The sequence below is a fragment of the Microbispora corallina genome (assembly GCF_016863035.1).
GTDB classification, from domain to species: domain Bacteria; phylum Actinomycetota; class Actinomycetes; order Streptosporangiales; family Streptosporangiaceae; genus Microbispora; species Microbispora corallina.
This window is the reverse complement of sequence record NZ_BOOC01000003.1, coordinates 461,790-487,758: the sequence shown is the minus strand read 5'-3', so window position 1 is coordinate 487,758 and position 25,969 is coordinate 461,790. Positions and strand designations below refer to the sequence as shown.

The following is a 25,969-nucleotide window of genomic DNA, read 5'->3' as shown; positions in this document are numbered from 1 at the left end:
CCCCACAGCCATCCCCCTGCTTCGTGCCATCCCGAATCCGACCTACGCTTCGGTCATGACCCTCGGTGAGCCGCCCGCCCCTCCCGCCGCCTTCCGGCGCGCGCTGGAGACGCTGCGCCCCGCCGAGGTGCGGCCGGAGATCGAGCTCGAGGACATTCCGGCGCCCCAGCGCCTCGCCCCCTACTCGGGCGCGGTCGGGGCCTCGGTCTACCGTGACGACGACGAGCTCGCGGTCGGCCGCCTGATCATGCTGTTCGACCCGGACGGCCAGCGCGGCTGGGAGGGGCCGTTCCGCCTGGTCGCCTACGTCAGGGCCGACATGGAGCCGGAGATCACCACGGACCCGCTGCTCGGGCCGGTCGCGTGGAGCTGGCTCACCGAGGCCCTCGACGCGCACGGCGCGACGTACGCGGCCGTGGGGGGCACCGTCACCCGCGCGGTGTCGGAGGGATTCGGCGACAAGGCCGACGACCCCGTCACCACCGAGCTGGAGCTGCGTGCGTCCTGGTCCCCGCTGGACGAGGACCTGACGGCCCACGTGGCGGCCTGGTGCGACCTCATGTGCCTGGCGGCGGGCATCCCGCCGCTGCCCCCGGACGTCGCGGCGCTGCACCCGCGCCCCGTCCGCCGAGAAGATCCGAAAGTCCCTTAGCCCGTGACAGAACCCGAAGTCAAGCCGCTTTTGGAGCCGCGCGAGGGTATACCGGCAGTCATCGAGGACCCGGCGGAGCTCGCGACCGCCGTCGAGGCCTTCGCCCGGGGCGCCGGGCCCGTCGCCGTGGACGCGGAGCGCGCCTCCGGCTACCGCTACAGCGGCCGCGCCTACCTCGTCCAGCTGCGGCGGGCGGGGTCGGGCACCGCGCTCGTCGACCCGGTCGCCTGCCCCGATCTGAGCGCGCTCGACGCCGCCCTCGACGGGGCCGAGGTCGTGCTGCACGCCGCCAACCAGGACCTGCCGTGCCTGGCGGAGCTGGGCTTCCGGCCGCGCCGGCTGTTCGACACCGAGCTGGCCGGACGGCTCCTGGGCTACGAGCGGGTCGGGCTCGGCACGATGGTCGAGGTGGTCCTCGGGCTGCGGCTGGAGAAGGGCCACTCGGCCGCCGACTGGTCGACCCGGCCGCTGCCGGAGGCCTGGCTGCGCTACGCGGCGCTCGACGTCGAGGTGCTGGTGGAGCTGCGCGACGTCCTCCACGAGGAGCTGGCCGCCAGCGGGAAGCTCGAGTGGGCCATGGAGGAGTTCGCCGCGATCCTGGCCGCCCCGGCGCTGCCGCCGCGGAACGACCCCTGGCGGCGCACCTCCGGCATCCACCGGGTGCGGACGCTGCGGGGGCTCGCCATCGTGCGGGAGCTGTGGACGCTGCGCGACGAGATCGCGCGGGAGGCCGACCTCGCCCCGGGCCGCGTGCTGCCCGACGCCGCGATCGTGCAGGCCGCGCTCGACCAACCGCGCACCACGAAGGCGCTCACCGAGATCGCCTCGTTCACCGGCCGCAGCGCCCGCCGGCACCTGCGCGACTGGCTCGCCGCGGTGAACAGGGCGCGCACGATGCCGGAGGCGGCGCTGCCGCAGCCGGTGGGGCCGGGCGACGGCCCTCCCCCGGCCAACCGGTGGGCCGACCGCGACCCGGCCGCCGCCAAGCGGCTGTCCGCGGCCCGCGCCGTCGTCGCCGCGCTCGCCGACGAGCACCGCATGCCGACCGAGAACCTCGTCCAGCCCGACGCCATACGGCGGCTCACCTGGGAGCCCCCGGCCGAGATCACCGAGGAGACGGTCGCCGCGCGGCTGCGCGCCCTCGGCGCCCGCGAATGGCAGATCGGGCTGACCGCCCATCCGCTGGCCAAGGCCCTCGAACGGCTCGAGATCAAGGGAGAGGTCTGAGGTGGCCGATCAGGGGTACGGCCCGAACGTCGTCTCCCCCTTCGGGTACGGCCTGCACCACGTCCAGCTCGCGATCCCGCCCGGCTCCGAGGACGCCTGCCGGGCCTTCTACGTCGGCGTCCTCGGCCTGACCGAGATCCGCAAGCCGCCCGAGCTGGCCGCGCGCGGCGGCCTGTGGGTGCGGGCCGACACGCTGGAGATCCACCTCGGCGTGGAGGAGGACTTCCGCCCCGCGCGCAAGGCGCACCCGGGCATCCTGGTGACCGGCCTCGACGACCTCGCCGCGCGCCTGGTGGCCGCCGGCGTCGAGGTCGCCTGGGATGCGCACTTCCCGGGCCACCGCCGCTTCTACGCCCACGACAACGTCGGCAACCGGCTCGAATTCCTCTCCCCGGAGACCTGACCGGCACGTACGACCAGCCCTCCACCGCTACGTGAAGCTCCTGGACGTACGCGACCCGGCAGCGGCCGGCGTACGTCCAGGAGCCTCCTCTCCCGGCAGGGGTGTCTCTACCGCGCGGCCATGGGCCGCTCGTGATCAGACCGCATCGTCGTCGGTCACGACGAGCCGGGCGAAGCCGTTCCCGATCGTCGCGTTGACCGGCACCGAGGCGACCACCTGGTACGACTGCGGCGCGGACGCCACCGCGGTGTCGCCGTTGACGGGCACCTGGAAGGTCGCCTGCGGGGACCCGGCCGGGATGACGACCTCCTGCGCCGCCGAGGCGACCACCGGGGCGCCCCCGGTCGCGATCGTCTGGATCTGGACCGTCACCGGCGTGGCGCTCTTCCTCGACAGCCGCACCGTCATCGTGGCCGTGCCCGGGCCGTCGCCCTCGTCCACCGTGGCGCCCTCCACCGACACCTGCGGCAGCCTGTCGGTGCGGGCCTCACCCGCGGCCTCCGTGGTGAACGCGACGTCGGCGAGGTAGACCGCGCCCGTCTGAGTCGCACCCGAGATCCGGATCTCGCTGATCTGCTGCGGCTTGACGCCGGTGAGCGAGCTCAGCGGGACGCGCACCGTGCGCAGCCAGGTCTTGGGCAGCGGCGAGGCCGTGCCGGGGAACGCCGTGAGCGCGTCGCTGACCTCGGACACCTTGACCGTGCGGGACGCGCCGTGCTTGTCGACGATCTCGACCGCGAGGTCCACGTCGCCGGTCGCCGTCTCGTCCCTCGCGGTGCGGAAGGTGAGCGCGTCGTACTGGGAGACGTTCTGGTCCCGCTTGTCGAGCGGCACCGTCACCGTGCCCGTGGGGTCGCTCCAGGAGAACCGCAGCACCGGTGTCGAGGCGACGTTGTTCGCGTACGTCGCGGGCGTCCAGGACGGCGCCTGCGCGGTGGTCAGCGTGGAGGCGCAGGACGGCAGGCCGCTCTGCGGCGAGCGGTCCAGCATCCCGGCGCAGACGGCCGCGGTGGCCGAGCCGGAGACCGACGGCGCGAGCGACGTGAAGGAGGCCACGTCGAAGCGCTTGCCGGCGGGCGCCTGGGCGACGGCGTGCACGACGGCCCGCCCGGCGGAGGCGGTCGTGCCGCCGCTGCCGTCGAACAGCGGCAGCAGGCCCTGCTCGCCGCCCTGGACCAGGCGGAAGAACCCCGCGATGTACGCGGTGCCGACGGCGTACTGCTCGGCGGCGGTCAGCCGCGACGGCGCGGTGCCGCCGCAGACCGGGTCGTTGCGGTTGGACCAGTCGTCGGACGCGGGCGCGTGCGCCACCCCCGGGGTCCACTCGGTGTTGAAGAAGTTGTGGTCGGCGCCCATGACCATCAGCGAGGAGCGGAAGGCCGGGTCGTCGTCCTCGGCGTATCGGGAGTCGTCGTAGAAGTGCTGGCCCTGCTGGTTGGAGACGTCCCCGTCGCAGTAGGGCAGGATGACGGCCATCGGCGTGCCGGGCAGGGTCGCCCGTGCGAAGTCCGTGGGCGCGAGCGGGAGCACCGCCTTGATCCCGTACGGCTTGGCCCGGCCCGCGTTCATCAGTGCGGCCTTGACGACGCCCTCGCCTCCGCGCGAATGGCCCATCAGGCCGACGTCGGCCATGTCGAGGCGGCCCTTGAACAGGCTCACGAGCTTCGCGTCGCCCACGCCCCGGTCGGCGTCGGCGAGCAGGTCGAGGTGCCGCATGACGACCTCGCCCCGGGCCAGCGCGCCCCGGTCCTCGCTGTAGGGGTTGTCGGCGGCGTTGACGCCGTTGGCGCTGACCGACACGACGACGTACCCGTGGCTCGCGAGCACGTCGGCGGGGCCGTCGTAGCCCTGGTAGCTGGCGATGGGCTGCTGCCCCGCCGGGCAGGGCCACTGGGTGTTGGACGTCGTCCAGGCCGTCGGGTTGTAGCAGGCCGAATGGCGGCCGTGCAGGAAGACGACCAGCGGGCGCTCGCCGCGGGCGCCGTCCGGCAGGTAGACCTTCGCCCGGATCTCGGCCGGGCGGCCGCCGAGCCCCTCCAGGGTGATGGCGGTGTCGCCGAGGTCGTACTCGTCGTGGGTCACGGCGTACGGACCGGGCGCGGCGGGGTCGACCGGCGCGGGATCCGGCTTGCCCGGCTTGCCGGGCGGATCGGCGGGCGGGTTGCCGGGCTTGGGCGCGGCCTTGCCGGCGGCCGCCGCGGTGGCCTCGGGCACCTCGCCGTTCCAGGCCACGCCGACGGACGACGCCGTGGCGACGGCGGGGTCGGGGGTGACGAGGGTCAGCGTCATGCCGTCGGGCGACTCCTCGGCCGGGCCGAGCGAGCGGCCGTCCGCCGCGAGCTCGGGGACGGCGTCGCGGACCGGCAGCGGCTTGCTCAGATGGAGGGTGACCCGGTGGCCGCCGCCGACGGGTTCGACGGTCCAGGCGCCGTCCTCGCCGGACGAGCCGATCGAGCCGGGCGGGGCGGCGTACGCGGGTCCCGCGAGGAGGGGGGTGGACAGGGTCGCGGCCGTGACGGCCGCGGCGAGCGCCTTGGTCCAGGCGCGCACAGGGGAGCGCATTGGTTCTTTCTCCGAGTGCAATGTCCCAAGAAATCCGCTGGCGGGAGCTAGAGGAGTGATTCTTGGGATTTGAGGGGTTGCATCCCGAATAAGATCGTCGCCGGGGACCTGTACTGATTCACCCGAGTTGCCGGCCGGTTAACGATCATTCACACGTACGGCGGGACCACTGATCCCAGTACCGGTTACCGGCCAGTAGCATAGAGAGCCGGAAGCTACCGACCAGTAGGAGCGAACCCGTGCCTGCGTCCCGTGAAGTCGTCTTCGTCGACGGCGTTCGGACGCCTTTCGGCAAGTCGGGCCCGAAGGGCCTGTACGCCGAGACGCGTGCCGACGACCTGGTAGTCCGCGTCATCCGCGAGCTGATGCGGCGCAACCCCGGCCTCCCCCCGGAGCGGGTGGACGAGGTGGCCGTCGCGGCCACCACCCAGATCGGCGACCAGGGCCTGACCATCGGCCGGTCCGCGGCGGTGCTCGCCGGCCTGCCCAAGTCGGTCCCCGGCTACGCGATCGACCGCATGTGCGCGGGCGCGATGACCGCCGTGACGACGGTCGCGGGCGGCATCGCGTTCGGCGCCTACGACGTGGCCATCGCCGGCGGCGTCGAGCACATGGGCCGCCACCCGATGGGCGAGGGCGTCGACCCCAACCCGCGGTTCCTGTCCGAGCGGCTGGTGGACGGGTCCGCCCTCGTGATGGGCATGACGGCCGAGAACCTGCACGACCGCTACCCCACGATCACCAAGGAGCGGGCGGACGCGTTCGCCGTGGCCTCCCAGGAGAAGGTCGCCAAGGCGTACGCGGACGGCAGGATCCAGCGCGACCTGGTGCCGGTGGCCACCCGCAAGGCCGCCGAGGGCTGGGGGCTCGCCACCGCCGACGAGGCGCCCCGCCCGGGCACCACGCTGGAGGGCCTGCGGACGCTCAAGACGCCGTTCCGCGCCCACGGCCGGGTCACGGCGGGCAACGCCTCCGGCATCAACGACGGCGCCACCGGGTGCGTCGTGGCCGCGCGGGACGTCGCCGAGGAGCTCGGCCTCACCCCGCGCATGCGGCTGGTCTCCTACGCCTTCGCCGGGGTGGACCCCGAGGTCATGGGCGTCGGGCCGATCCCGTCGACCGAGCGGGCCCTGCGCCTGGCCGGGCTGACGATCGGCGACATCGGCCTGTTCGAGATCAACGAGGCCTTCGCGGTGCAGGTGCTCGCGTTCCTCGAGCACTTCGGCATCGCCGACGACGACCCCCGGGTGAACCCCTACGGCGGCGCGATCGCGTTCGGCCACCCCCTCGCCTCGTCGGGCGTGCGCCTGATGACCCAGCTGTCGAGGGAGTTCGCCGAGCACCCGGACGTCCGGTACGGGATCACCACGATGTGCGTCGGAATGGGCATGGGCGGCACCGTCATCTGGGAGAACCTCGCATGAGCAACGTCGCGAACTGGAAGTCCGTCCTCGCGGGCGCGAACGCCGACGAGGTCGTCACCAGGGCCCTCGTCCGGGACGTCGAGCTGCCCTACGGCGCGGGCACGATGGCCCTGGTCACGCTCGACAACGGGCACGACCACACGAAGCCCAACACGTTCGGCCCGCACGGCCTGCTGGCGCTGGACGAGGCGCTCGACGGGATCGCGGCGCGCACCGACGTCGTCGCCGTGGGCGTGACGGGCAAGCCGTTCATCTTCGCCGTGGGGGCCGACCTCAAGGGCGCGGCCGCCGTGTCGTCCCGCGAGGAGGCCACGGCCATCGGCGCCCTCGGCCACCACGTGTTCCGGCGCCTCGGCGAGCTGCCGGTGCCGTCGTTCGCGTTCGTGAACGGCGCGGCGATGGGCGGCGGCCTGGAGATCGCGCTGCACTGCACGTACCGCACGATCTCGTCGGGCGTGCCGGCCGTCGCGCTGCCGGAGTGCTTCCTCGGGCTGGTCCCCGGCTGGGGCGGCACCCAGTTGCTCCCCCGGCTGGTCGGGCCGGAGAAGGCCCTGCGGCTCATCGTCGAGAACCCGCTGTCGCAGAACCGCATGATCAAGGGCCCCGACGCGTACGAGCTGGGCGTCGCGGACGCGATGTTCGAGCCGGCCGACTTCCTGGAGGAGTCGCTGCGCTGGGCGGCGCGGGTGCTGCGCGGCGAGGTGGCGGTGGAGCGCCGGGCCCACGTGGAGGACGACTGGACGCCCGCGATCGAGCAGGCGCGCGCGCTCGTCGACCTGAAGCTGCGCGGGGCCTCCCCCGCGCCGTACCGGGCGCTGGATCTCGTGGCGCTGGCCCGCACGGCGTCCCGGGACGAGGGCTTCGCGGCGGAGGACGAGGCCCTGGCCGGCCTGCTGATGGGCGACGAGCTGCGTGCCGGGTTGTACGCCTTCGACCTGGTGCAGCGCCGGGCCAAGCGGCCGGCGGGGGCGCCGGACAAGGCGCTGGCCCGCCCGGTCACCAAGGTCGGCGTCGTCGGCGCCGGGCTCATGGCCTCCCAGCTCGCGCTGCTGTTCGCGCGCCGCCTGGAGGTCCCGGTCGTGCTGACGGACCTCGACCAGGCCCGCCTCGACAAGGGCGTGGGCTACGTGCACGGCGAGGTCGGCAAGCTGCTCGCCAAGGGCCGCGTCACCGCCGACCAGGCCAACCGGCTGAAGGGCCTCGTGACGGGGTCGCTGACGAAGGACGCGTTCGCCGACGCGGACTTCGTGATCGAGGCCGTGTTCGAGGACATGGGCGTCAAGCAGAAGGTCTTCGCCGAGGTCGAGGAGTTCGTCTCCGCGACCTGCGTGCTGGCCACCAACACCTCCTCGCTGTCGGTCACCGAGATGGCGTCCGGGCTCCGGCACCCCGAGCGGGTCGTCGGCTTCCACTTCTTCAACCCGGTCGCCGTGCTGCCGCTGCTGGAGATCGTCCGGGGCGAGGCCACCGACGACGCGACGCTGGCGACGGCCTTCTCGGTCGGCAGGACGCTCAAGAAGTCGTCCGTGCTGGTGAAGGACGCGCCCGCGTTCGTCGTCAACCGCCTGCTGACCCGGTTCATGGGCGAGGTCACGGCCGCCGCCGACGAGGGCACCCCGCTGGAGGTCGCCGACCACGCGCTCGACGGGCTCGGCCTGCCGATGACGCCGTTCGCGCTGCTGCAGCTCGTCGGCCCGGCCGTGGCGCTGCACGTGGCCGAGACCATGCACGCCGCGTTCCCGGGCAGGTTCGGCGTGTCGGAGAACCTGGCCAAGCTGGTCGCGGCCGGCAAGCCGGGGCTGTACGGCCCCGACTTCCAGATCGACCCCGAGGCGCGGGCCCTGTTCGAGGGCGGCACGCGTCCCTCCAGCGGCGAGGAGGTCCGGCTGCGCGCGCTGCGGGCGCTGGCCCAGGAGATCCGGCTCATGCTCGACGAAGGCGTCGTCGCGGCGCCCCAGGACATCGACCTGTGCATGATCCTGGGCGCGGGGTGGCCGTTCCACACGGGCGGCATCACGCCGTACCTCGACCGGACCGGCATCGCCGAGGAGGTGACCGGCTCCCGCTTCCTGGAGCCCGGCGTGGCCTCCGTGCCGGCCTGACGCACCGGCTCGCCCGTGCGCGCCGCAGGCGATCAGGCTCGTCCGGATCGTTGACGAGCCTGACCGCCTGCGCCGTACGGCGGGTACCGGCCTGATGCGGCGCGGGCCCCGGGTCAGCGCTTGAACAGGCGCGGCGCCAGGTCGATGAGGTTCTTCTGCCACACGTCCCAGCCGTGCGGTCCGGGGGTGACCCCGTCGAACTCGTAGTGGATGCCGAGGCCGTCCAAGGTGGGCAGGGACGCCATGAAGAACGGCTGCACGAAGTCGGTCTGGTCGCCGACGTACAGGCGCAGCATCTTCGTCCCCTTGTTGATCGCCTCCGCGTCGACGCCGTCGCCGCTGCCGAACCAGGCCGAGAAGGCCGCGACGTAGGCGAACCTCCCGGGGTACGCCTTGAGCAGCCCGAGCGTCTGCACACCGCCCATCGAGAGGCCGGCGAGGGCCTGCCGGGACGGGTCGCCGGAGATGTTGTAGCGGGCGCGAGCCGCCGGAACGATGTTGTCCAGCAGTTCCTTGTTGAAGTCGGACACGTTGCCGTTGCCCATCACGACCACCATCGGCACCAGGTCCCCGTCGAGGGACTCGTGGTCGAGGATCTGCTTGGCGCGTCCCATCTCCACCCAGTCCGTGTAGCTCTGGCCGCTGCCGTGCTGGAGGTAGAGGACGGGATACGGCTCCGCGCGGCCGGCGTCGTAGCCGGGCGGGGTCCACACCAACGCGGTCCGGTCCTGATTCGCCACCGTGCTCCGGTACGTCAGGCTCTCGACCTTCCCTCCCTGGCCGGCGGGAACGTCCGAGAGCAGGCGTGACCTCTCGCCCGGGATGAAGAAGGAGCTCCAAGTCGGCTCGGAGGTCACCTTCGTCGGGTTCGACGTGTCCTTGACCGAGACCCCGTCGACGATCCACTGGTAGTAGTAGAACCACGGGTCCAGCGGACCCACGGTCACCCGCCACCGGTCGCCCTCACGGGACATCGGGACGCGCAGCCAGCTCCCGCCGGGAGCGTCGTTCGCCCACACCGTGACGTGCCTGGCGTCCTTGAGGTCCGTCGTGGTCTCGAAGGTGACGAAGCCGTCCTTCACGAACGGCGTCGGGGTGGTACCCGCCGGCGGCGGGGCGAACTCGCCCTTCAGCGGCCGGTGACCGGCGCTCGGACCGTGATCCGGCACGTCACGGAACAGCCTCGGCACGAAATCGATGAGATTCTCCTGCCAGGCGTTCCAGTTCCCTCCCGCGTCGGGGTTGACCCCGTCGAACTCGTACCTGACCCCGGCGCGCTTCAGCGCCCTCGTGAGGCGGACGGTCGCGTTGTACGCGGGATCGGTCACGTTCCCGGTGTACAGACGCAGCAGCTTGACGCCTTTGGCGTTCGCCCGGTCCACGCCGTCCAGCAGACCCGAGAAGGAGCCGGCGTAGGCGAACCGGCCCGGAGCGCTCAGCGCGGCCCGCAGCGCCCGCGTCCCGCCCTCGGCCGCACCGGCGATCGCCTGGTGCGCCGGGTCGCGCTGGACGCGGTAGTGGTCCGCGGCCGCCTTCCGGAGGTCCTTCAGGTCCTTGTCGTCATCCGGCCCGTCGCCGATCACGACCACCATCGGCTCCATGGCGCCCTGGACCGACAGGTTGTCGAGGATCTGCCTGGCCCGGCCGAGGTCGAGCCAGTCGGCGGCCCTCCCGCCGGACTGCAGGAACAGCACCGGGTAGGTCTTCGGGCCCGTGGCCGCGTATCCCGGCGGCGTCCACACCAGCGCCGACCGCTCCTTCTGCCCGGTCCGGTAGGTCAGGGTCCCGACCGTGCCGCCCTGCCCCTGAGGCACGTCCGCCAGCAGGCGCGCCGAGCCGCCCGCGACGAGGAAGGTGCTCCACAGGGGCTCGGACGCCACGCCGGCGCTGTTCGTCGGATCCTTGAGACCCTTGGTGACGTCGCCCGTGACCTGGTAGGAGTACAGCCCCGGCTTGAGCGGGCCGAGGGCCCCCCACCAGACGTCGCCCCGGCGGGTCAGCCCGTACTCCGCCCAGGCGAAGGAGGGACCGAAGTTCCCCTCGACCATCACCTCCGACACCGGGCCCACCGTGGCCTCGATGGAGGCCGCCGGGATGCTGATCGACACGTAGCCGTCGTCCGAAACCACCAGCCACGGCGTGTCCGCCACCGCCGGCCGGGGCGCGACCAGAACCGCCGCGACCGCCACGACTCCGGCGGTGATCACCGCGGAGAGCCGGCGCAACCCCGTGGGGGGCACTCCGCCGTGATGGAATAACGTCATACCGAAACTCCCCTAATGGTCGGCAGCGGTCGATCCGACAAACAGATCTGACTCGTCGGCGGAAAGCGCCATGGATACCGCGCCTGGACCACCGTCGCCACGGGCGCATTCACTCTCATTTACCCGCGAGCGTTAGAGCCGCGATTTCACGAGTCAAGGTACTTGATACCTTTTGGAAACACAAGCCTCTTTCGACCTCGTGGCCGGCCGGCCGTACGCCCGGAAAGGACGCGGCCGAATCGCGGCGAACGGCCAGGATGACGTGGTTCTGCCGGCGCGCGCTCGGGAGGCATGCCGCCATGAGAGCAGGGCGGACAAGGCGTCGCTGGGCGCGCGGGCGGCCTCGCGCCTGTCCGCTTTCCGGTGACGGGCGCGTGGTGCCCGGCGCATCACGCGAACGGCGATGGAGCGCTCTCCTCACGGCGACATAACCGGCGAGGTTTACCGGGCAACCGTTTCCGGTGCTTGACCGGTCTCTCCTTCAGAGGCGTATCGGCAGCTCAATCAGGGAAATAGTTGCGGGAAAAGTTTCGGCGATTCGGCCGGGGCCGGCGAACCGCCGTCCGGTCACGATGGGTGCGTCGCGGCGATAGCCTCTCGTGCGGACGGAACGGGAGGTTGCAGGCGTGCCGGAACTGCTCATGGGGCTCAGCCTCGGCCTGGGCGCGGGCGTCACGCCGGGGGCGCTGCTGACGCTCGTCATCACGGCCAGCCTGCGCGGCGGATTCCGGGCCGGGATGCGGCTCGCCTGCGTTCCCCTGCTGTCCGACCTGCCGGTCGTCCTGCTCAGCGTGACCGCCGTGGGCGCCATGCCGGCCGCCGCCGTACGCGTCCTGTCCGTCGTCGGCGGCCTGTATGTCGTCTACCTGGGCGTCTCGACGGCCCGGGAGGCCCGGACGGCCGAGCCCCCACGGCCGGGGGCGGACGCGCCGACGTCGGCGGCCGACGTGCTGCGCGGGGTCGTGGTCAACGTGCTGAACCCGCACCCCTGGCTGTTCTGGATCGTGGTGGGCTCGCCCCTCTTCGTGGCCGCGTGGGGACGGGCCCCGGCGTCCGCGCTGGCGTTCCTCGCCGGCTTCTACGTGGTCCTCGTCGGCTCCAAGCTCGTGCTCGCCTGGGCCGTGGGCGCCGGCCGGCACCGGCTCACCCCCCGCGGCTACCGGCTGCTGCTCGGCGGGAGCGGCCTGCTGCTCGCCGGCGTGGGGGCCGTGCTCACACTTCGAGGACTGCTTCCGTCCTAGCCGCCACCCGGCTGCGCCGGTGGCCGTACAGGAAGTAGATCCCGGTGCCGACGAGCATCCAGACCAGGAACCGGATCCACGTCTGGACCGGCAGGTTGAGCATCAGGTAGACCGAGGCCAGCGCCGACACGACCGGCACCACCGGCACGAACGGCGTGCGGAACGCGCGGGGCAGGTCGGGCCGGGTCCGCCGCAGGATCACCACGGCGATCGCCACGACGACGAACGCGAACAGCGTGCCGATGTTCACCAGCTCCGCGATGGCGCTCAGCGGGATCAGCGCGGCGAGCAGCGCCGTCGCGCCGCCGATGAGCATCGTGATCCGGTACGGCGTGCGGTACCGGGGGTGGACCCGGGCGAGGGGCCGCGGCAGCAGGTTGTCGCGGCACATGGCGAACAGCACCCGGCTCTGGCCCAGCATGAGGATCATCACGACCGTGGTGAGCCCGGCGATGGCGCCGACGCTGATCAGCGTGGCGATCCACGACTCCCCCACCGACTGGAACGCGTCCGCGAGCGGCGCCGACACGCTCAGCGACGAGTAGTGCTGCATGCCGACGACCACGAGCGACACGGCGACGTAGAGGACCGTGCAGATGACCAGCGAGGCGATGATGCCGACCGGCAGGTCGCGCTGCGGGCGCCTTGTCTCCTCGGCCGCGGTCGCCACCACGTCGAACCCGATGTACGCGAAGAACACGAGCGCCGCGCCGGTGAAGATGCCGAAGACGCCGTACGCCACGGGCGTCACACCGAAGAGCACCTGGATGAGCGGGGCCTGCAGGCCGCCCTTGCCCTCGATGAGATGGGAGGGCGGGACGAACGGCCGGTAGTTGGCCCCCTTCACGAAGAACATCCCGGCGACGATCACGAGCATGACCACGCAGAGCTTGATCGCGACCATCACGGCGTTGAAGCGGGCCGACAGCTTGATCCCGGCGACCAGCACGCCGGTCAGCAGCAGCACGATCACGGCCGCGGGGATGTTGAAGGTCGCGTGCTCCCCCGCCAGCGACTCCGGCAGGTCGATCCCGAAGTTCTTCAGGAGGGAGGCGAAGTATCCCGACCATCCGGAGGCGACCACGGCCGCGCCGAGGGCCATCTCCAGCATCAGGTCCCACCCGATGATCCACGCGGGGAACTCGCCGATCGTCGCGTAGGCGAACGTGTAGGCCGAGCCGGCCACCGGCACGGTCGAGGCGAACTCGGCGTAGCAGAGGGCGGCCAGCGCGCAGACGATCCCGGCGACCACGAAGGACAGCGCGACCGCCGGCCCCGCCGTGTTGCGGGCGGCGACGCCCGTGAGCACGAAGATGCCGGTTCCCACGATGACGCCGACGCCGAAGACGGTCAGGTCGAGCGCGCTCAGGCTGCGTCTGAGCCGGTGCTCGCCGCCCTCGGCGTCCTGGATCGACTGCTCAACCGACTTCGTCCGGAAAAGGCTCATCCGCAGCTCCCTCAATGAGGTCGATGACCTGCAGACTTCCCCGGCGCGCCGGTATTACTCCCGGTTTGTCAGTCGGTTGGCTGAACCTGTCGGACGGGATGGCTCTCCAGCACCGGCGTGCGCCGGGCGACCGCCTCGGTGATCTGGCGGGCGAGGTCCTGCCCGGTCAGGCCGATGTCGCTGAGGATCTTGGCTCGCTTGGCGGGGTCGAGGAAGCGCTGCGGGATGCCGTACGTGCGGACCGGGACGTCCACGTCGGCGTCGCGCAGCAGCCGCGCCACGGCGTCGCCGACGCCGCCGACCCGGCCGTTGTCCTCCACCACCGCGACGAGCTTGTGCGCCGCCGCGGCCAGCACGAGGGCCTTGTCGAGCGGCCTGACCCAGCGGGGGTCGATCACCGTGGCCGAGATGCCCTGGGCGTCCAGGAGGCTCGCGGCGTCCAGGCACGCCTCCGCCATCGAGCCGACGGCCACGAGCAGCACGTCTCCGTCGCCCGCGCGCAGCACGTCCATCTCGCCCAGCCTGCCCACGGCCTCGATGTCGCGGGGCAGCGCGCCCTTGGGGAAGCGCACGACCGACGGGCCGTCCTCGATCGCCACGGCCTCGCCCAGCAGCTCGCGCAGGCGCACGCCGTCGCGCGGCGCGGCCAGCGCCAAACCGGGGACGACCTGGAGGATCGACATGTCCCACATGCCGTTGTGGCTCGGGCCGTCGTCGCCCGTGACGCCCGCCCGGTCGAGCACGACCGTGACCGGCAGGCGGTGCAGCGCCACGTCCATCAGGAGCTGGTCGAAGGCACGGTTGAGGAACGTCGCGTAGACGGCGACCACGGGGTGCACGCCGCCGAGCGCGAGGCCGGCGGCGCTCGTCAGCGCGTGCTGCTCGGCGATGCCGACGTCGTAGACGCGGTCGGGGTAGGCCTCGGCGAACGCGGCCAGGCCCGTCGGGTGCAGCATGGCCGCGGTGATCGCGACCACGTCGTCCCGCTCGGCGCCGATCTTCACCAGCTCCTCGCTGAACACGTTGGTCCAGCTGTGCGGCTTGGGGCGCTCCTCGCCGGTCAGCGGGTCGAACGGCTGCGGCGAGTGGAAGCAGTCCTCGTCGTGGTTCTCCGCGGGCGAGTAGCCGTACCCCTTGCGCGTGAGGACGTGGACGATGACGGGCCCGCGGAAGGCGCGGGCGCGGCGCAGGGCGGCCTCCACGGCCCCCTCGTCGTGGCCGTCGATCGGCCCGACGTACTTGAGCCCGAGGTCCTCGAACATGACCTGCGGCGCCAGGATGTCCTTCAGGCCCTTCTTGACGCCGTGCAGGGTGTCGTAGAGGGGCGGCCCGACGAGCGGCACCCGGCCGAGGTTGTTCTTGACCAGCTCGAGCGCGTGCTCGTAGCCCTGGGTCATCCGCAGGGACGACAAGTGGGAGGCGAGCCCGCCGATCGTCGGCGAGTAGGAGCGGCCGTTGTCGTTCACCACGATGATCAGCGGGAGGTCCTTGCGGCCCGCGATGTTGTTCAGGGCCTCCCAGGCCATCCCGCCGGTGAGCGCGCCGTCCCCGATGACGGCCACCACCGTGCGCCCGGTCTCGCCGCGCAGCGTCAGCGCCTTGGCCAGCCCGTCGGCGTAGGAGACCGCGGTGGAGGCGTGGGAGTTCTCGATGAAGTCGTGCTCGGACTCGGCCCGGCTCGGATACCCCGACAGGCCGCCCTCCTGCCGCAGCGTGCCGAACGCGCCGGCCCGCCCGGTGAGCATCTTGTGGACGTACGCCTGGTGCCCGGTGTCGAACAGGATGGGGTCGCGCGGCGACTCGAAGACCCGGTGGAGGGCGATCGTGAGCTCGACGACCCCCAGGTTGGGGCCGAGGTGACCCCCGGTGCGGGCGACGGAGGAGACCAGCAGCTCCCGGATCTCCGCGGCCAGGCGCGGCAGGTCGGCCGCGTCGAGGCGCTTCACGTCGAGCGGGTCCTTGATCGTCTCCAGAATCCCCACCGCTCATCCTCTCCCGCTCGCCATCGAACAGACCGAGTGTAGTTCGCTTACCGCGCCGCCCTTCCAGGGGCTGCACTGAACCTCGACATACGTTCTCACGAACCATTTGCATTCTGCTTTACCCGTCGCTTACTTCTGCCCTACGCTCCTGATCTCGTGCGGAAAACCCTGATTACGGTGTGTTCGGGTTGTTCGGCACGTTTCCGATGACACTCTGTGCGCTGGGGATGCCCACTCATGATTCGCGTAAGCCTCCGCACGATGGCCGTGGCCGTCGCCGCGGCGGCCACCGTCCTCTCCCTCACCAGTACGGCAGGGGCCTCGTCCGCGGCCGCATCCGCGCCCGCAGCCGCCCGGCCGGTCCCCAAGGGAACGGGAGCGCTGACCAAGAACCCCATCTACAAGACGGGGGAGTTCGACTTCACGGAATGCAAGGAGCTCGACCGCCAGCCGGACGACGTCGACTCCTACAAGCTCTACCTCGACCACCTGCTCGACTGCCTGAACCTGTCGTGGGGCGAGGAGTTCCGGCAGGCCGGGCTGACGTTCGCCAAGCCGAAGGTGAGGTACATCACCCACTCGGTCAGGACGGGCTGCGGCAAGTACCCGGCGAACTACGCGGCGGGGATCTACTGCGAGATCGACGAGACCATGTGGATCATGATCTCGAAGTACCAGCTCGCCGACCCGTCGGAGTTCGAGCTGTTCCAGGTGATCGCCCACGAGTACGGCCACTTCGTCCAGGACCGTGTGGGCATCCTGCCCGCCGTGGACAGGCTGACCCGGCACGCGGGCAAGGCCACGATGTACGCGTACAGCCGGCGGATCGAGCTGCAGGCCGAGTGCTTCTCCGGCGCGTTCATCGGCAGCGTCTGGCACTCCCTGGGGCGCGACCAGTTCGACTGGGACGACCTGCTCGACTACAAGGTCGGCGACGCGCTGCACGGCAAGCGCAAGAGCATCGTCTACTGGCTCAAGCGCGGCTGGTACGGCAACGGCCCGAAGTCGTGCAACACGTTCACCGCGGCCAGGTCCCTGGTCGCCTGACCACGCGCGAGCGCCCCGCGCCCCGTCCGATGTGGACGGGCGCGGGGCGCTCGCGTAGAGGCCGTCAGTTGGCGACGCGGGACAGGGCCTCCAGGGGGTCGGCGAGGACCCGCGCGAAGGCCATCTCGGCCGCGCCCATCAGGGTGGCGTCGTCCCCGAGGGTGGAGGTGCGCAGGCGCACGTGCTCGCGGGTCGCCGCGAGGGTGCCGGTCGCGATCCGGCTGCGCACCTGCGCCGCGGACCCGAGGTAGATCTCCCGCAGCATCCCCCCGAAGATCACCATCTCGGGGTTGAAGATGTTGACGAGGTTGGCCACCCCGAGGCCGAGCCAGCCGCCGACGCGCTGGAGGGCCCCCTGGGCCACCACGTCGCCCCGGTCGGCCGCGTCGACCACGTCGCGGACCCCGTCCCTGCCTCTGCCCTCGCCGTACCGGCCGGCGTGCTCCATCAGGGCCCGCTCCCCCACCTCGGCCTCCAGGCAGCCGCGGGAGCCGCAGCCGCAGGGCCGGCCGTCGGGGTTCACGATCATGTGCCCGACCTCGCCGCCGTACCCGCCGTGGCCGCCGAGGAGCTGGCCGTTGACGATCACACCGCCGCCGATGCCGACGTCCCCGTGCAGGTAGACGAGGTCGCGGCAGTCCATGCCGACGCCCCGGGTGTGCTCTGCGAGCGCCCCGAGGTTCGCGTCGTTGCCGACCGAGACCGGCAGGCCGAGCTGGAGCCGCCGTGACAGCTCCTCCGCGAGGGGGACCTCCTCGGCGCCGATGTTGGGACCGCTGCGCACGAGGCCGTCCGACTTGCGCACGGCGCCGCAGAAAGCGGCGGCCGCGCCCACGCACACGGTGTCGTCGCGGGTCCTGCGCCGCATCTGCCGGGCGAACCCGGCGAGCGTCCCAACCACCTGCCCCATGTCGAACGGGCCGCGCTCCCGCACGATCTCACGCCGGTCGAGGATCACCCCGCCGAGGCCGATGCGGGCGGCGGCCAGCCGGTCCACCCCCACCTCGAACGCGAGCACGTAGACCCGGGCGGTCTCGGGCCGCACGACCAGCGAGGGGCGTCCCGCCCGGCCGGTGTCCCTGGGCAGCTCCTCCCGCACCAGGCCCGCCGCGGTCAGGTCCGCGGTGAGGGCCATGATGGTGCTCCGGTTGAGCCCCATGAGAGAGGTCAGCTCGGCCCGGGAGGTCGGGCCCCCGAGGTGGACGTGACGGAGCAACGTCCCGAGGTTGTGCTTGCGGATCTCCTCCTGTGAGGGACCTGCGCGCATCATCGGGCAGCCTCGGATTCCGTCGGGGGGTCGGGGGGGCGGAGATCACCATACTGGAGCGGCCGAGATCATCTTCGGCCGGTCGACGCCGCCCGCTTCCTCGACAGCGCGTCCACGCCCGCGGCCAGCAGCAGCACCAGGCCGGTCACGACGAACTTGACGCCGGCGCTGTAGCCCATGAGGCCCATGCCGTTCTCGATGACCGCGACGACCGCGCCGCCCAGCAGCGCGTCGAGCGCCCGGCCCTTGCCGCCGAAGAGGCTGGTGCCGCCGATGACGGCCGCGCCCACCGCGAACAGCAGCACGTTGCTGCCGCCCGTGTTGGGGTCGACCGAGTTGGCCCGCGACGCCGCGATGATGCCGCCGAGCGAGGCCATGAAGGAACAGATGACGAAGGCGGAGATGCGGATGCGGTCCACGTTGATGCCCGCCCGGCGTGCGGCCTCGGCGTTGCCGCCGACCGCGTAGATGTGCCGGCCGTACGCCGTGCGCCGCAGCACGAAGGTCCAGACGATCAGCAGGATCACGATCAGCGGGACGACGATCGGCACGCCCTTGAGCGACACGAGCGCCGCGTTGCGGCTGCGCTCCAGGTTGAGCACGTACACCGCGACCCCGGCGACCACGGCGAGCGTCACGACCCGGGCGGCGATGACCGCGACGGGGGTGGCGACCAGGCCGCGGGCCACGCGGCGGCGCGCCTGCACGAACTGGATGGCGGCGTACACGGCGACGCCCACGATCAGCGCCGCCCAGCCGGCGGCCGGCGGGACGTTCTTGTTCGCGATCGCGAGGATCGTCTCGTCGCGGATCGAGATGTTGGTGCCGTCCTTCACCAGCAGCAGCACGACGCCCTGGAAGGCCAGGAACGCCGCCAGCGTGACCACGAAGGACGGGATGCCGAGCTTGGCCACCAGCGACCCGAGCACCAGGCCGATGATCGCGCCGGTGACCATCGCGGCCAGGACCGCGAGATACCAGGGCCAGCCCTGCAGGGTCAGCAGCACGGCGAGCACCGCCGCGCAGACGCCGCTCGCGAAACCGGCGGACAGGTCGATCTCGCCGAGGAGGAGCACGAAGATCAGGCCCATGGCGATGACGGCGACCGCCGCGCCCTGGGTGAACAGGTTGGCGAAGTTCACCGCCGACAGGAAGGCCGGGCGCAGGACGGAGAAGACCACGCAGAGGATGACGAGGCCGAAGACCGCGGGAAGCGCCCCCAGCTCACCGCCCCTGACGCGCTCGAAGTAGCCCTTGACGTGCCCGCCGAGCGCGGACTCGGCGTTCTCCTGCTTGGGGAGCGTTTCGGTTGTCATGATGCCGCTCCGTTGCCGTTCTTGAGGCCGAGCTCCCCGCTGCGCCCCGAGGTGATCAGTTCCACGATCTGCGCGTGGGTCACTTCGGACGTCTTGACCTCGGCCGCCATCCGGCCCAGGTACAGCGCCGCGATCCGGTCGGACACGGCGAAGACGTCGTTCATGTTGTGGGAGATGAGCACCACCGCGAGACCTCTGTCGGCCAGGCGGCGGACCAGCTCCAGCACCTGGGCGGTCTGCGCGACGCCGAGGGCGGCGGTCGGCTCGTCGAGGATGACGACCTTGCTGTTCCACAGCACGGCCTTGGCGATCGCCACGGTCTGCCGCTGACCGCCGGACAGGCTGGAGACGTGCTGACGCAGCGACTTGACGGTGCGGACCGACAGGCCGGCCAGCGTCTTGGCCGCCATCTCCTCCATCGTGTCCTCGTCGAGGACCAGCCCGCTCTTGCGCTCACGGCCCAGGAACATGTTCTGCACGATGTCGAGGTTGTCGCAGAGCGCGAGGTCCTGGTAGACGATCTCGACGCCCAGCACCGCGGCGTCCCGGGGCCCGCTCACGTGGACGCGCTCGCCCTCGAAGAGGTACTCGCCCGAGTCGATCGGGTGGATGCCGCCGATGCACTTCACCAGCGTGGACTTACCGGCTCCGTTGTCGCCGACAAGTGCCGTCACCTCTCCGGGATACACCGAGAAGGCGACGTCGTGAAGGACCTGCACGGGGCCGAAGCTCTTGTTGATGCCGCGCAGTTCCAGGATCGGTCCCTGGGACACGATGGGCTACTCCATTGTTCAAGGGCGGTGGACGGCGCTCGCGGCGCCCCGCGTCATCCGCGCCGATGCGGGGCGCCCTGGCGCGGGCGCCCCGCATCGGCGCGCGGAGCGCCGGTTCCGCCGGACTCACCCGGCGGGTTGAGGACTTAGCTGACGCCGGCCTTGGTGCACAGGTCGGCGAAGTCGCCGGTGCACAGCTCGTCCTTGCTCACGAACCCGTCGGCCACGACGTCCTTGACGTTGTCGAAGTAGATGGCCTGCGGCTCGAGCAGCACCGACGGGACGTCACGGCCGGACTCGGGGTCCTTCACCGTGGCGCTCGCCGAGGGCTTCTCGCCCTTGGCGAGGGCGATCGCGAGCTGGGCGGTGGCGTCCGCCTCCTTCTTGATCGCCTTGTAGACCGTCATGCACTGGTCGCCGGCGAGGATGTTCTGCAGGCCCTGGACGGTCGCGTCCTGGCCGGTCACCGGCACCTTGCCGTTGAGCTTCTGCTTCTTCAGCACCGAGATGGCCGCGTTGCCGAGGCCGTCGTTGGCGGCGAGCACGCCCGCGATCTTCGGCTGCTGGGTCAGCATCTGCTCGAAGATCGTGCCGGCCTGGGTGTTGTCCCAGTCCGGAACCGACTGGTCCGGGCCCTTCACGTAGTCGCCGGAGTCGTACTTCGGCTTGAGGACGCTGTCGTACCCGTTCTTGAACAGGGTGGCGTTGTTGTCCGTCGGCGAGCCGTTGAGCTCGGCGATGATCGGCTTGTCCGCCTTCTTGTCGGTCAGGCACTTGGAGAGGCCCTCGCCCTGGAGCTGGCCGACCTTCGTGTTGTCGAACGACACGTAGTAGGAGGCGCTGCCGCCGAGCGTGAGGCGGTCGTAGTCGATCGTGGCGACGCCCTGCGACTGGGCCTTGTCGAGGACGGCCTTGCCGGTGCCGCTGTCCAGGTTGACGATGACCAGGACGGTCGCGCCGTTCGTGATCATCTGGTCGGCGATCGTCTGGAACGCGTTCTTGTCGCCCTGGGCGTTCTGGATGTCGTTGGCGATGCCGGCGGCGTCGAACGCCTCCTTGAGGTACTTGCGGTCCGCGGTCTCCCACCGGGCGGAGGACTTGCTGTCGGGGAGGATGACGCCGATCTTGCCGGGCTTGGCGGCCGCCGCGGACGACGGGGCGCTGCTGCCCTGCGCGGTGGTGTCACCGCTGTTCCCCCCGCAGGCGGTGAGACCGAGGGAGAGCGCCGCGGCTGCGGCACCGATGCTGAGGATCCCCTTGCGCATTTGGCGTGGGTCCTTTCTCTGGCTGGGGGTCTATGTGGGGGTGCGGCCGAGCTCGTGGCCACCCGGTACGGCAGAGCCGGGTCACGGCGTTCACCGCTCCAGGGAATGTTGTTTGAGACAACGTAAGCCCAAAGCCAAAGTGGTGAAAGACACAGGACGGTAACGTTTGTTGTGCGGGGTAACAATGAAGAAACATACCCCCAATACGGGCGCCACCAGGCGGATCCCGCGCCGGCCCGAGTCGAACGATGATCGTGACGCGTTCGTGACCCCGCCCCTCCTACTGTCGGCAGGGACGCCCCCCGCGTCCGCGGCGGGGCCGGCGATGCGGAGGCCGGCATGTCCCAGCCCGTCCTGTCCTGCCAGTCGCTGAGCTGCCGGGTCGGCGGACGCGAGGTGGTGGCGGACCTGTCGCTGGACGTCGGGCCCGGCGAGCGCGTCGCCCTCGTGGGCCCCTCGGGCTCGGGGAAGACCACCCTCCTCACCACGCTCGGCGGCCTGCTGCGGCCCGCCGCCGGCCGCGTGCTCGTGGGCGGGGTGCCCCTCGACGAGCGCCCCGGCCTGCGCCGGGAGACCGCGCTGATCTTCCAGTCGTACGGCCTGCTGTCGCTGCTGACCGCCGCCGAGAACGTGGAGGTCGCCCTGCGGGCCGCCGGCCGCGCCCCCGGCGAGGCGCCCGGCGAGGCGGCGGAGGCGCTGGAGCGCATGCGGCTCGGGCCGTACGCCGAGCACCTGGTCGAGGAGCTGTCCGGCGGCCAGCAGCAGCGCGTCGCGGTCGCCCGCGCCCTCGCGCTGCGGCCACGGGTGCTGCTGGCGGACGAGCCGACGGCCGAGCAGGACAAGGTCAACCGCGCGCTGGTGCTTGAGGCCCTGCTCACGGCCCCCGCTGCGCTGGTCGTGGCCACGCACGACCCGGAGGTGGCCGCCCGCTGCGACCGCGTCGTCGAGCTGCGGACGGCGGTGGGCCGCCGGTGACCCCGACCGCGCCCGCCGTGCGCTGCGACGGCGTCGTGCAGATCTACAAGACCCGGGAGGTCGAGGTCGTCGCGCTGCGCGACATCGACCTGGTCGTCGAGGACGGCGAGAGCGTGGCGCTCCTGGGCCCCTCGGGCGCCGGCAAGACCACGCTGCTCTGGCTGCTGGCGGGGCTGCTGCGGCCCAGCGCCGGGCGGCTGTGGCTGGGCGGCGCCGAGGTCGGCAGGCTCGGCCCCCGCGCGCTGGACCGGCTGCGGGCCGCCCAGATCGGCGTCGTCCTGCAGAACCCGGCCCGCAACCTCGTCCCGTACGCCTCCGCCGCGCAGAACGTCGCCTTCGCCCAGCGGGCCGTCCGGCGGCGGTCGCGGCAGCGGACGGACGACCTGCTGGAGCGGGTGGGCCTGGCCCCGCTGCGAGACCGCCCGGCCGGGCTGCTGTCCGGGGGCGAGCAGCAGCGTCTCGCCGTGGCGGTCGCGCTGGCCAACCGCCCCCGGCTGCTGCTCGCCGACGAGCCCACCAGCCAGCTCGACGCCGGCTCGGCCGCCGCCGTGGTCGAGCTCATCAAGGAGATGGGCCCGACGTCCGTGGTGGTCACCCACGATCCCGGGGTCGGCGAGGCCATGAGCCGCACGGTCACCATCAGGGACGGGCGGATCGGCGCCGAGGGCAGGGACGGCGAGGACTTCGTGGTGATCGGGCGCGAGGGCGCCGTCCAGCTGCCGCCCGAGTACCACGGGCTGCTGCCCCCCGGGTCGATGGCCCGCGTCGAGCCGGTCCGCGACGGCGTGATCCTGAGGAGGGCCGAGCCGTGATGCTCCGCGGGCTCTGGCGGCGCAGGTGGCTGTCGCTGGCGCTGCTCGTCGTGGCCGCCGTCACGGTGGCCTCCGCGTCCCTCGGCCCCCTCTACGCGCAGGCCGCCCGCACCGCCGTGCTGCGCAACGCGCTCGACGGCGTGCCGCCGGACCAGCGGGGCTGGCGCGTCACCTCCGTGCACGACGACGCGGCCGACCTCGCCCGCGCGGTGTCCGCGCCGTACCTGCGGCCGCCCGTCCTCGGCGCCGAGCTGCTGAGCCCCGACCCCCGGGGCGACCGGACGTACCCGCTGATGTGGCAGGACGGGCAGTGCGGCCACGTGACCCTGATCAAAGGACGCTGCCCGCGCTCGGCCATGGAGATCATGGTGACGCGGGCGTCGGGGTTCCGGATCGGCGACGGCGTGAAGCTGACCTCCATCAGGACCCGCGTCGGGACCGAGGACCGCCTCGTGCCGCTGCGCGTGGTCGGCGTCTACCGGGCCGACCCCGGCGACGACTTCTGGTTCGGCCGCAACCTCTTCACGCAGACCGCCGGCGTCAGCGAGGGGAACGGCGACCCCCTGCTGACCGTCCCCGAGACGCGCGCGCTGTCGGGCCTGCCGCCGGGTCAGCGGGCCTCCGACGCCGCCTCCGGATCGGCGTGGACCGGCTACGCGATCGTCTACACCGATCCGGCGGCCCTCACCGGGGCCGACCTGGACGGGCTGGAGGCGGTGCACGCCAGGCTCGCGGCGATGGGGCGGAGCGGCGACGTCGTCACCGTCTTCACCCGCATGGCCGACACGCTCGACGCCGTCCGGCGGCAGATCGGCTCCCTGTCCGTGCCGGTGACCCTCGTGACCCTGCAGCTCGTGGCGCTGGGCTGGCTGCTGCTGTTCCTGACCGTGCGCGACCTCGCGGCCGCCCGCGCCCCGGAGACCGCCCTGGCCCGGCTGCGCGGCCTGGGCACCGCCCGCATGTGGGCGTTCGGCCTGTCCGAGCCGGTCGCGCTGCTCGTCGCGGCCCTCCCGATCGGCCTGGCCGCCGGCTGGGCGGTGGCCGCGCGGATGGCCGCCGAGTTCCTGCGCGGGGACGTCCCCGTCACGCTGGACGGGCCGAGCCTCCTGTACGGCCCGGCCGCCGCGGCGGGCGGTCTGCTCGCCGCCGCTGCCGCGGCGCGCGGCGCGGTCACGCGGCCCGTGGTGGAGCAGTGGCGCAGGACCCCGCGCGCCCGGCGCCGCACCTGGATCCCCGAGGCCGTGGTGATCGCCGTCGCGGCCGTCGGGCTCGTCGAGCTGCTCGCGGGCGGACCGCTCAGCGGGTCTCCCGGCGGGGGCGCCGGGGCGCTCCTCGCGCCGGGCCTGCTCGCGGTGGCGTTCGCGCTGCTCGCGCGGCGGCTGCTGCCGCTCGCGTGCGCCGCGCTGTTCCGGCTCACCCGGTCGCGCGGCGGGATCGCCCCCTTCCTGGCCGTACGGCAGATCGCCCGCGGCGGCGCCACCGGCAGCACGGTCATCGTGCTCGGCGCGGGGCTCGGCCTCGCCGTCTTCGCCGTCGCGGCCTGGTCGGTCACCTCGCGCAACTTCGACGAGGTCGCCCGCGTGCACAACGGCGCCGAGACCGTGTACGTCGTGCGCGCCACCGACGCGGCGGCGCTGCGGCGGATGTCCGACGGCATCCCGGACAGCGCGCCGGTCGTCCGGCTGCCGGGGCCGCCCGCCATGCTGGCGACCGACCCCGCCCGGTTCGCCGCCGTGGCCCTGTGGCGTCCCTCCTACGCCGGAGGCCACGCGCTGGAGGACCTCGTGCCGCGCCTGGCCGCCCCGGTCGCCCCCCGCGTCCCGCTCACCGGGGAGCGCATCCGCGTACGTGTCCTGGGTGGGGAGCTCCCCGCCGGCTGGACGGCGGTCCTCTACGCGAGCGTCCGGGTCCCCGGGCAGGCCCTGCTCTCGGAAATCCCCCTCGCCCGGCCGCGGCCCGGCCGGGCGACCTACGAGTGGGGGCTGCCGCGGGCCTGCCGTACGGGCGGCTGCGAGCTGCGCGGGCTCCGCGTCGAGACCACCCCGGCCGGCACCGTGGATTACGAGCACCAGCCGGGCGACCTGCTGGTCACCGGGCTCGACGTGCGGCACGGGGACCGGTGGACCCCCGTCGACGCGGGTCTCGGCGACCGGGCCCGCTGGCGGCCCGGCGTCGCCGGCGGGCCGGGGCTCGTCCTGTCGATGTCCCTGTGGGGAGGGCCCTCCGCGGCCGTGCCCGCCACGTTCCCCGACCCGCTGCCCGCGCTGGCCAACGGCACGCCGGGCAACCGGAAGCTGCCCGGCCTCGACGACGCCCACGGCGTGGGGTACGCCGCCACGGTGTCCGCCGCCGCCGTGCCCGGCCTCGACGCCCCCGGCGGCCTGGTGGACCTGGAGCTGGCCGACCGGGCCGCGTACGGGTACTCGGAGAAGGCCGAGTTCCAGATCTGGGCGGCGCCCGGACGCGCCGCGCCGGTGCTGCGGGGGCTGCGCGCGGCGGGGGTGCCCGTCCTGGCCACCCGGACGGTGGACGGCCTCCGGACGGGCTTCGCCGGCCAGGGTCCGGGCCTCGCGCTGATCCTGCTCGTCGTGGCCGCCGGGGCGGCCGCGCTGCTCGCGCTCGGCCGCGCCGTCCTCGCCCTGTACGTGGCCGCGCGCCGGCGCACCCTGGAACTGGCCGCGCTGGAGGCGGCGGGGGCGCGCACCGGCCCGCTGCGGCGGGCCCTGCTGATCGAGCAGGCCGTGACGCTGACGTGGGCGAGCCTCGCCGGGGTGCTCGCCGGCGTGCTGGCGGCGCGGGTCGCGCTGCCGCGGATGCCGGAGTTCACCGAGCCGCCCTCGACGCCCGCGCTCGTGTACACGATCATCCCGGGTCCGGTCGTGCTGGTGGGCGCCGCCGCCCTGGTCGCCTGCCTGGTCGCCGCCGCCGTCACCGCGGAGCTGCTCCTGCGCGGGGTCCGGGTCGATCGCCTCCGTGAGGCGCCCGCCTGATCCCCGGGCGCGTCCGGGCTCAGCGCGCCAGGCTCGGGCTGGGGCTGGCCGAGTCATGTCGAGATCGGCCCCGAAGCCGGTCTGGACAAGCCCAGTTGGGCGATGGTGGAACAGTTCCGCTCCCTGCCGGTGCGACGGTTGCGGCGCGGGATCGGCTCGGTGGACGAGCAGGCGCTCGCCGGGATGGGCGGCGCGCTGCGTCATCCGATGAGGCCGTAGA

The 25,969-nt window shown here is 72.7% G+C and carries 18 protein-coding genes and 1 pseudogene; 11 read left to right on the top strand and 8 right to left on the bottom strand.

What is annotated here, in order from left to right; translation table 11 throughout:
* The first annotated feature begins 55 nt into the window (after positions 1 to 55).
* From Mco01_RS06280 to Mco01_RS06270, 3 genes are read left to right on the top strand one after another with little or no spacing between them, the layout of a single operon-like run.
* Positions 56 to 652 (top strand): DUF3000 domain-containing protein, encoded by a 597-nt coding sequence (locus Mco01_RS06280; RefSeq protein ID WP_204055903.1) that lies wholly within the window; start codon positions 56 to 58, stop codon positions 650 to 652.
* A 3-nt stretch (positions 653 to 655) separates the two neighbouring features.
* Positions 656 to 1,879 carry an HRDC domain-containing protein gene (locus tag Mco01_RS06275; protein ID WP_204055902.1) on the top strand — a complete coding sequence of 408 codons (1,224 nt, stop codon included), beginning with the start codon at positions 656 to 658 and terminating at the stop codon, positions 1,877 to 1,879.
* 1 nt (position 1,880) lies between these two features.
* Positions 1,881 to 2,282, top strand: a complete 402-nt coding sequence (locus Mco01_RS06270) for a VOC family protein (protein ID WP_204055901.1) — start codon at positions 1,881 to 1,883, stop codon at positions 2,280 to 2,282.
* A gap of 135 nt (positions 2,283 to 2,417) precedes the next feature.
* On the opposite strand, the gene Mco01_RS06265 is transcribed toward Mco01_RS06270, so the two are convergent.
* Positions 2,418 to 4,844 (bottom strand): poly(ethylene terephthalate) hydrolase family protein, encoded by a 2,427-nt coding sequence (locus Mco01_RS06265; protein ID WP_204055900.1) that lies wholly within the window; start codon positions 4,842 to 4,844, stop codon positions 2,418 to 2,420.
* 239 nt (positions 4,845 to 5,083) lie between these two features.
* Here Mco01_RS06265 and Mco01_RS06260 point away from each other — a divergent pair, with 239 nt between their 5' ends.
* A complete protein-coding gene (locus Mco01_RS06260; protein WP_204055899.1) occupies positions 5,084 to 6,268 on the top strand; it encodes a thiolase family protein in 1,185 nt (394 codons plus the stop codon).
* Positions 6,265 to 8,370 carry a 3-hydroxyacyl-CoA dehydrogenase NAD-binding domain-containing protein gene (locus Mco01_RS06255; RefSeq protein ID WP_204055898.1) on the top strand — a complete coding sequence of 702 codons (2,106 nt, stop codon included), beginning with the start codon at positions 6,265 to 6,267 and terminating at the stop codon, positions 8,368 to 8,370. The genes Mco01_RS06260 and Mco01_RS06255 overlap by 4 nt, the downstream gene beginning before the upstream one ends.
* A gap of 113 nt (positions 8,371 to 8,483) precedes the next feature.
* On the opposite strand, the gene Mco01_RS06250 is transcribed toward Mco01_RS06255, so the two are convergent.
* Positions 8,484 to 10,634 (bottom strand): alpha/beta hydrolase, encoded by a 2,151-nt coding sequence (locus tag Mco01_RS06250; RefSeq protein WP_204055897.1) that lies wholly within the window; start codon positions 10,632 to 10,634, stop codon positions 8,484 to 8,486.
* A gap of 626 nt (positions 10,635 to 11,260) precedes the next feature.
* Between Mco01_RS06250 and Mco01_RS06245 the strand changes: the two genes are divergently transcribed.
* Positions 11,261 to 11,875, top strand: a complete 615-nt coding sequence (locus tag Mco01_RS06245) for a LysE family translocator (RefSeq protein ID WP_204055896.1) — start codon at positions 11,261 to 11,263, stop codon at positions 11,873 to 11,875.
* Here Mco01_RS06245 and Mco01_RS06240 read toward each other — a convergent pair.
* Together Mco01_RS06240 and dxs are read right to left on the bottom strand one after the other, a co-directional pair.
* Positions 11,847 to 13,322 (bottom strand): amino acid permease, encoded by a 1,476-nt coding sequence (locus tag Mco01_RS06240; RefSeq protein ID WP_275410470.1) that lies wholly within the window; start codon positions 13,320 to 13,322, stop codon positions 11,847 to 11,849. The two genes, Mco01_RS06245 and Mco01_RS06240, sit on opposite strands and share 29 nt — an antisense overlap.
* A 68-nt stretch (positions 13,323 to 13,390) precedes the next feature.
* Complete coding sequence (gene dxs, locus Mco01_RS06235) at positions 13,391 to 15,304, bottom strand: 1-deoxy-D-xylulose-5-phosphate synthase (RefSeq protein WP_204055895.1); 1,914 nt, start codon at positions 15,302 to 15,304, stop codon at positions 13,391 to 13,393.
* A gap of 237 nt (positions 15,305 to 15,541) precedes the next feature.
* Between dxs and Mco01_RS06230 the strand changes: the two genes are divergently transcribed.
* The gene (locus Mco01_RS06230) at positions 15,542 to 16,351 is read left to right on the top strand and encodes a neutral zinc metallopeptidase (protein ID WP_204055894.1); all 810 of its coding nucleotides are present in this window, start codon (positions 15,542 to 15,544) and stop codon (positions 16,349 to 16,351) included.
* Positions 16,352 to 16,415: 64 nt separating this feature from the next.
* On the opposite strand, the gene Mco01_RS06225 is transcribed toward Mco01_RS06230, so the two are convergent.
* The 4 genes from Mco01_RS06225 to Mco01_RS06210 form a co-directional block, all read right to left on the bottom strand.
* The gene (locus tag Mco01_RS06225) at positions 16,416 to 17,621 is read right to left on the bottom strand and encodes an ROK family transcriptional regulator (RefSeq protein ID WP_372444783.1); all 1,206 of its coding nucleotides are present in this window, start codon (positions 17,619 to 17,621) and stop codon (positions 16,416 to 16,418) included.
* Positions 17,622 to 17,686: 65 nt separating this feature from the next.
* Positions 17,687 to 18,934, bottom strand: coding sequence for a sugar ABC transporter permease (locus Mco01_RS06220; RefSeq protein WP_204055893.1), 1,248 nt, complete (start codon positions 18,932 to 18,934; stop codon positions 17,687 to 17,689).
* Entirely contained in the window at positions 18,931 to 19,707 is a 777-nt protein-coding gene (locus Mco01_RS06215) for an ATP-binding cassette domain-containing protein (RefSeq protein ID WP_204055892.1), read from the bottom strand. Before Mco01_RS06215 ends, Mco01_RS06220 begins: the two co-directional genes overlap by 4 nt.
* A 146-nt stretch (positions 19,708 to 19,853) precedes the next feature.
* Positions 19,854 to 20,972 (bottom strand): sugar ABC transporter substrate-binding protein, encoded by a 1,119-nt coding sequence (locus Mco01_RS06210; protein WP_204055891.1) that lies wholly within the window; start codon positions 20,970 to 20,972, stop codon positions 19,854 to 19,856.
* A gap of 339 nt (positions 20,973 to 21,311) precedes the next feature.
* Between Mco01_RS06210 and Mco01_RS06205 the strand changes: the two genes are divergently transcribed.
* From Mco01_RS06205 to Mco01_RS06190, 4 genes and pseudogenes are all read left to right on the top strand, one after another.
* Positions 21,312 to 21,947, top strand: coding sequence for an ABC transporter ATP-binding protein (locus Mco01_RS06205; RefSeq protein WP_204055890.1), 636 nt, complete (start codon positions 21,312 to 21,314; stop codon positions 21,945 to 21,947).
* Positions 21,944 to 22,759, top strand: a complete 816-nt coding sequence (locus Mco01_RS06200; RefSeq protein WP_239103378.1) for an ABC transporter ATP-binding protein — start codon at positions 21,944 to 21,946, stop codon at positions 22,757 to 22,759. Before Mco01_RS06205 ends, Mco01_RS06200 begins: the two co-directional genes overlap by 4 nt.
* On the top strand, positions 22,759 to 25,749 hold the full coding sequence (locus Mco01_RS06195; RefSeq protein WP_204055889.1) for an FtsX-like permease family protein: 2,991 nt from the start codon (positions 22,759 to 22,761) through the stop codon (positions 25,747 to 25,749). Before Mco01_RS06200 ends, Mco01_RS06195 begins: the two co-directional genes overlap by 1 nt.
* A gap of 48 nt (positions 25,750 to 25,797) precedes the next feature.
* Positions 25,798 to 25,968: pseudogene (locus Mco01_RS06190) on the top strand (type II toxin-antitoxin system PemK/MazF family toxin); the annotation flags it as partial.
* Position 25,969: the final 1 nt, after the last annotated feature.

Coding starts and splice junctions, on each gene's coding strand:
- Mco01_RS06280 (WP_204055903.1), top strand. CDS start 56: ATGACCCTCGGTGAGCCGCCCGCCCCTCCCGCCGCCTTCCGGCGCGCG.
- Mco01_RS06265 (WP_204055900.1), bottom strand. CDS start 4,844: ATGCGCTCCCCTGTGCGCGCCTGGACCAAGGCGCTCGCCGCGGCCGTC.
- Mco01_RS06255 (WP_204055898.1), top strand. CDS start 6,265: ATGAGCAACGTCGCGAACTGGAAGTCCGTCCTCGCGGGCGCGAACGCC.
- Mco01_RS06250 (WP_204055897.1), bottom strand. CDS start 10,634: ATGACGTTATTCCATCACGGCGGAGTGCCCCCCACGGGGTTGCGCCGG.
- Mco01_RS06240 (WP_275410470.1), bottom strand. CDS start 13,322: ATGAGCCTTTTCCGGACGAAGTCGGTTGAGCAGTCGATCCAGGACGCC.
- Mco01_RS06230 (WP_204055894.1), top strand. CDS start 15,542: ATGATTCGCGTAAGCCTCCGCACGATGGCCGTGGCCGTCGCCGCGGCG.
- Mco01_RS06225 (WP_372444783.1), bottom strand. CDS start 17,621: ATGATGCGCGCAGGTCCCTCACAGGAGGAGATCCGCAAGCACAACCTC.
- Mco01_RS06220 (WP_204055893.1), bottom strand. CDS start 18,934: ATGACAACCGAAACGCTCCCCAAGCAGGAGAACGCCGAGTCCGCGCTC.
- Mco01_RS06210 (WP_204055891.1), bottom strand. CDS start 20,972: ATGCGCAAGGGGATCCTCAGCATCGGTGCCGCAGCCGCGGCGCTCTCC.
- Mco01_RS06205 (WP_204055890.1), top strand. CDS start 21,312: ATGTCCCAGCCCGTCCTGTCCTGCCAGTCGCTGAGCTGCCGGGTCGGC.
- Mco01_RS06195 (WP_204055889.1), top strand. CDS start 22,759: ATGCTCCGCGGGCTCTGGCGGCGCAGGTGGCTGTCGCTGGCGCTGCTC.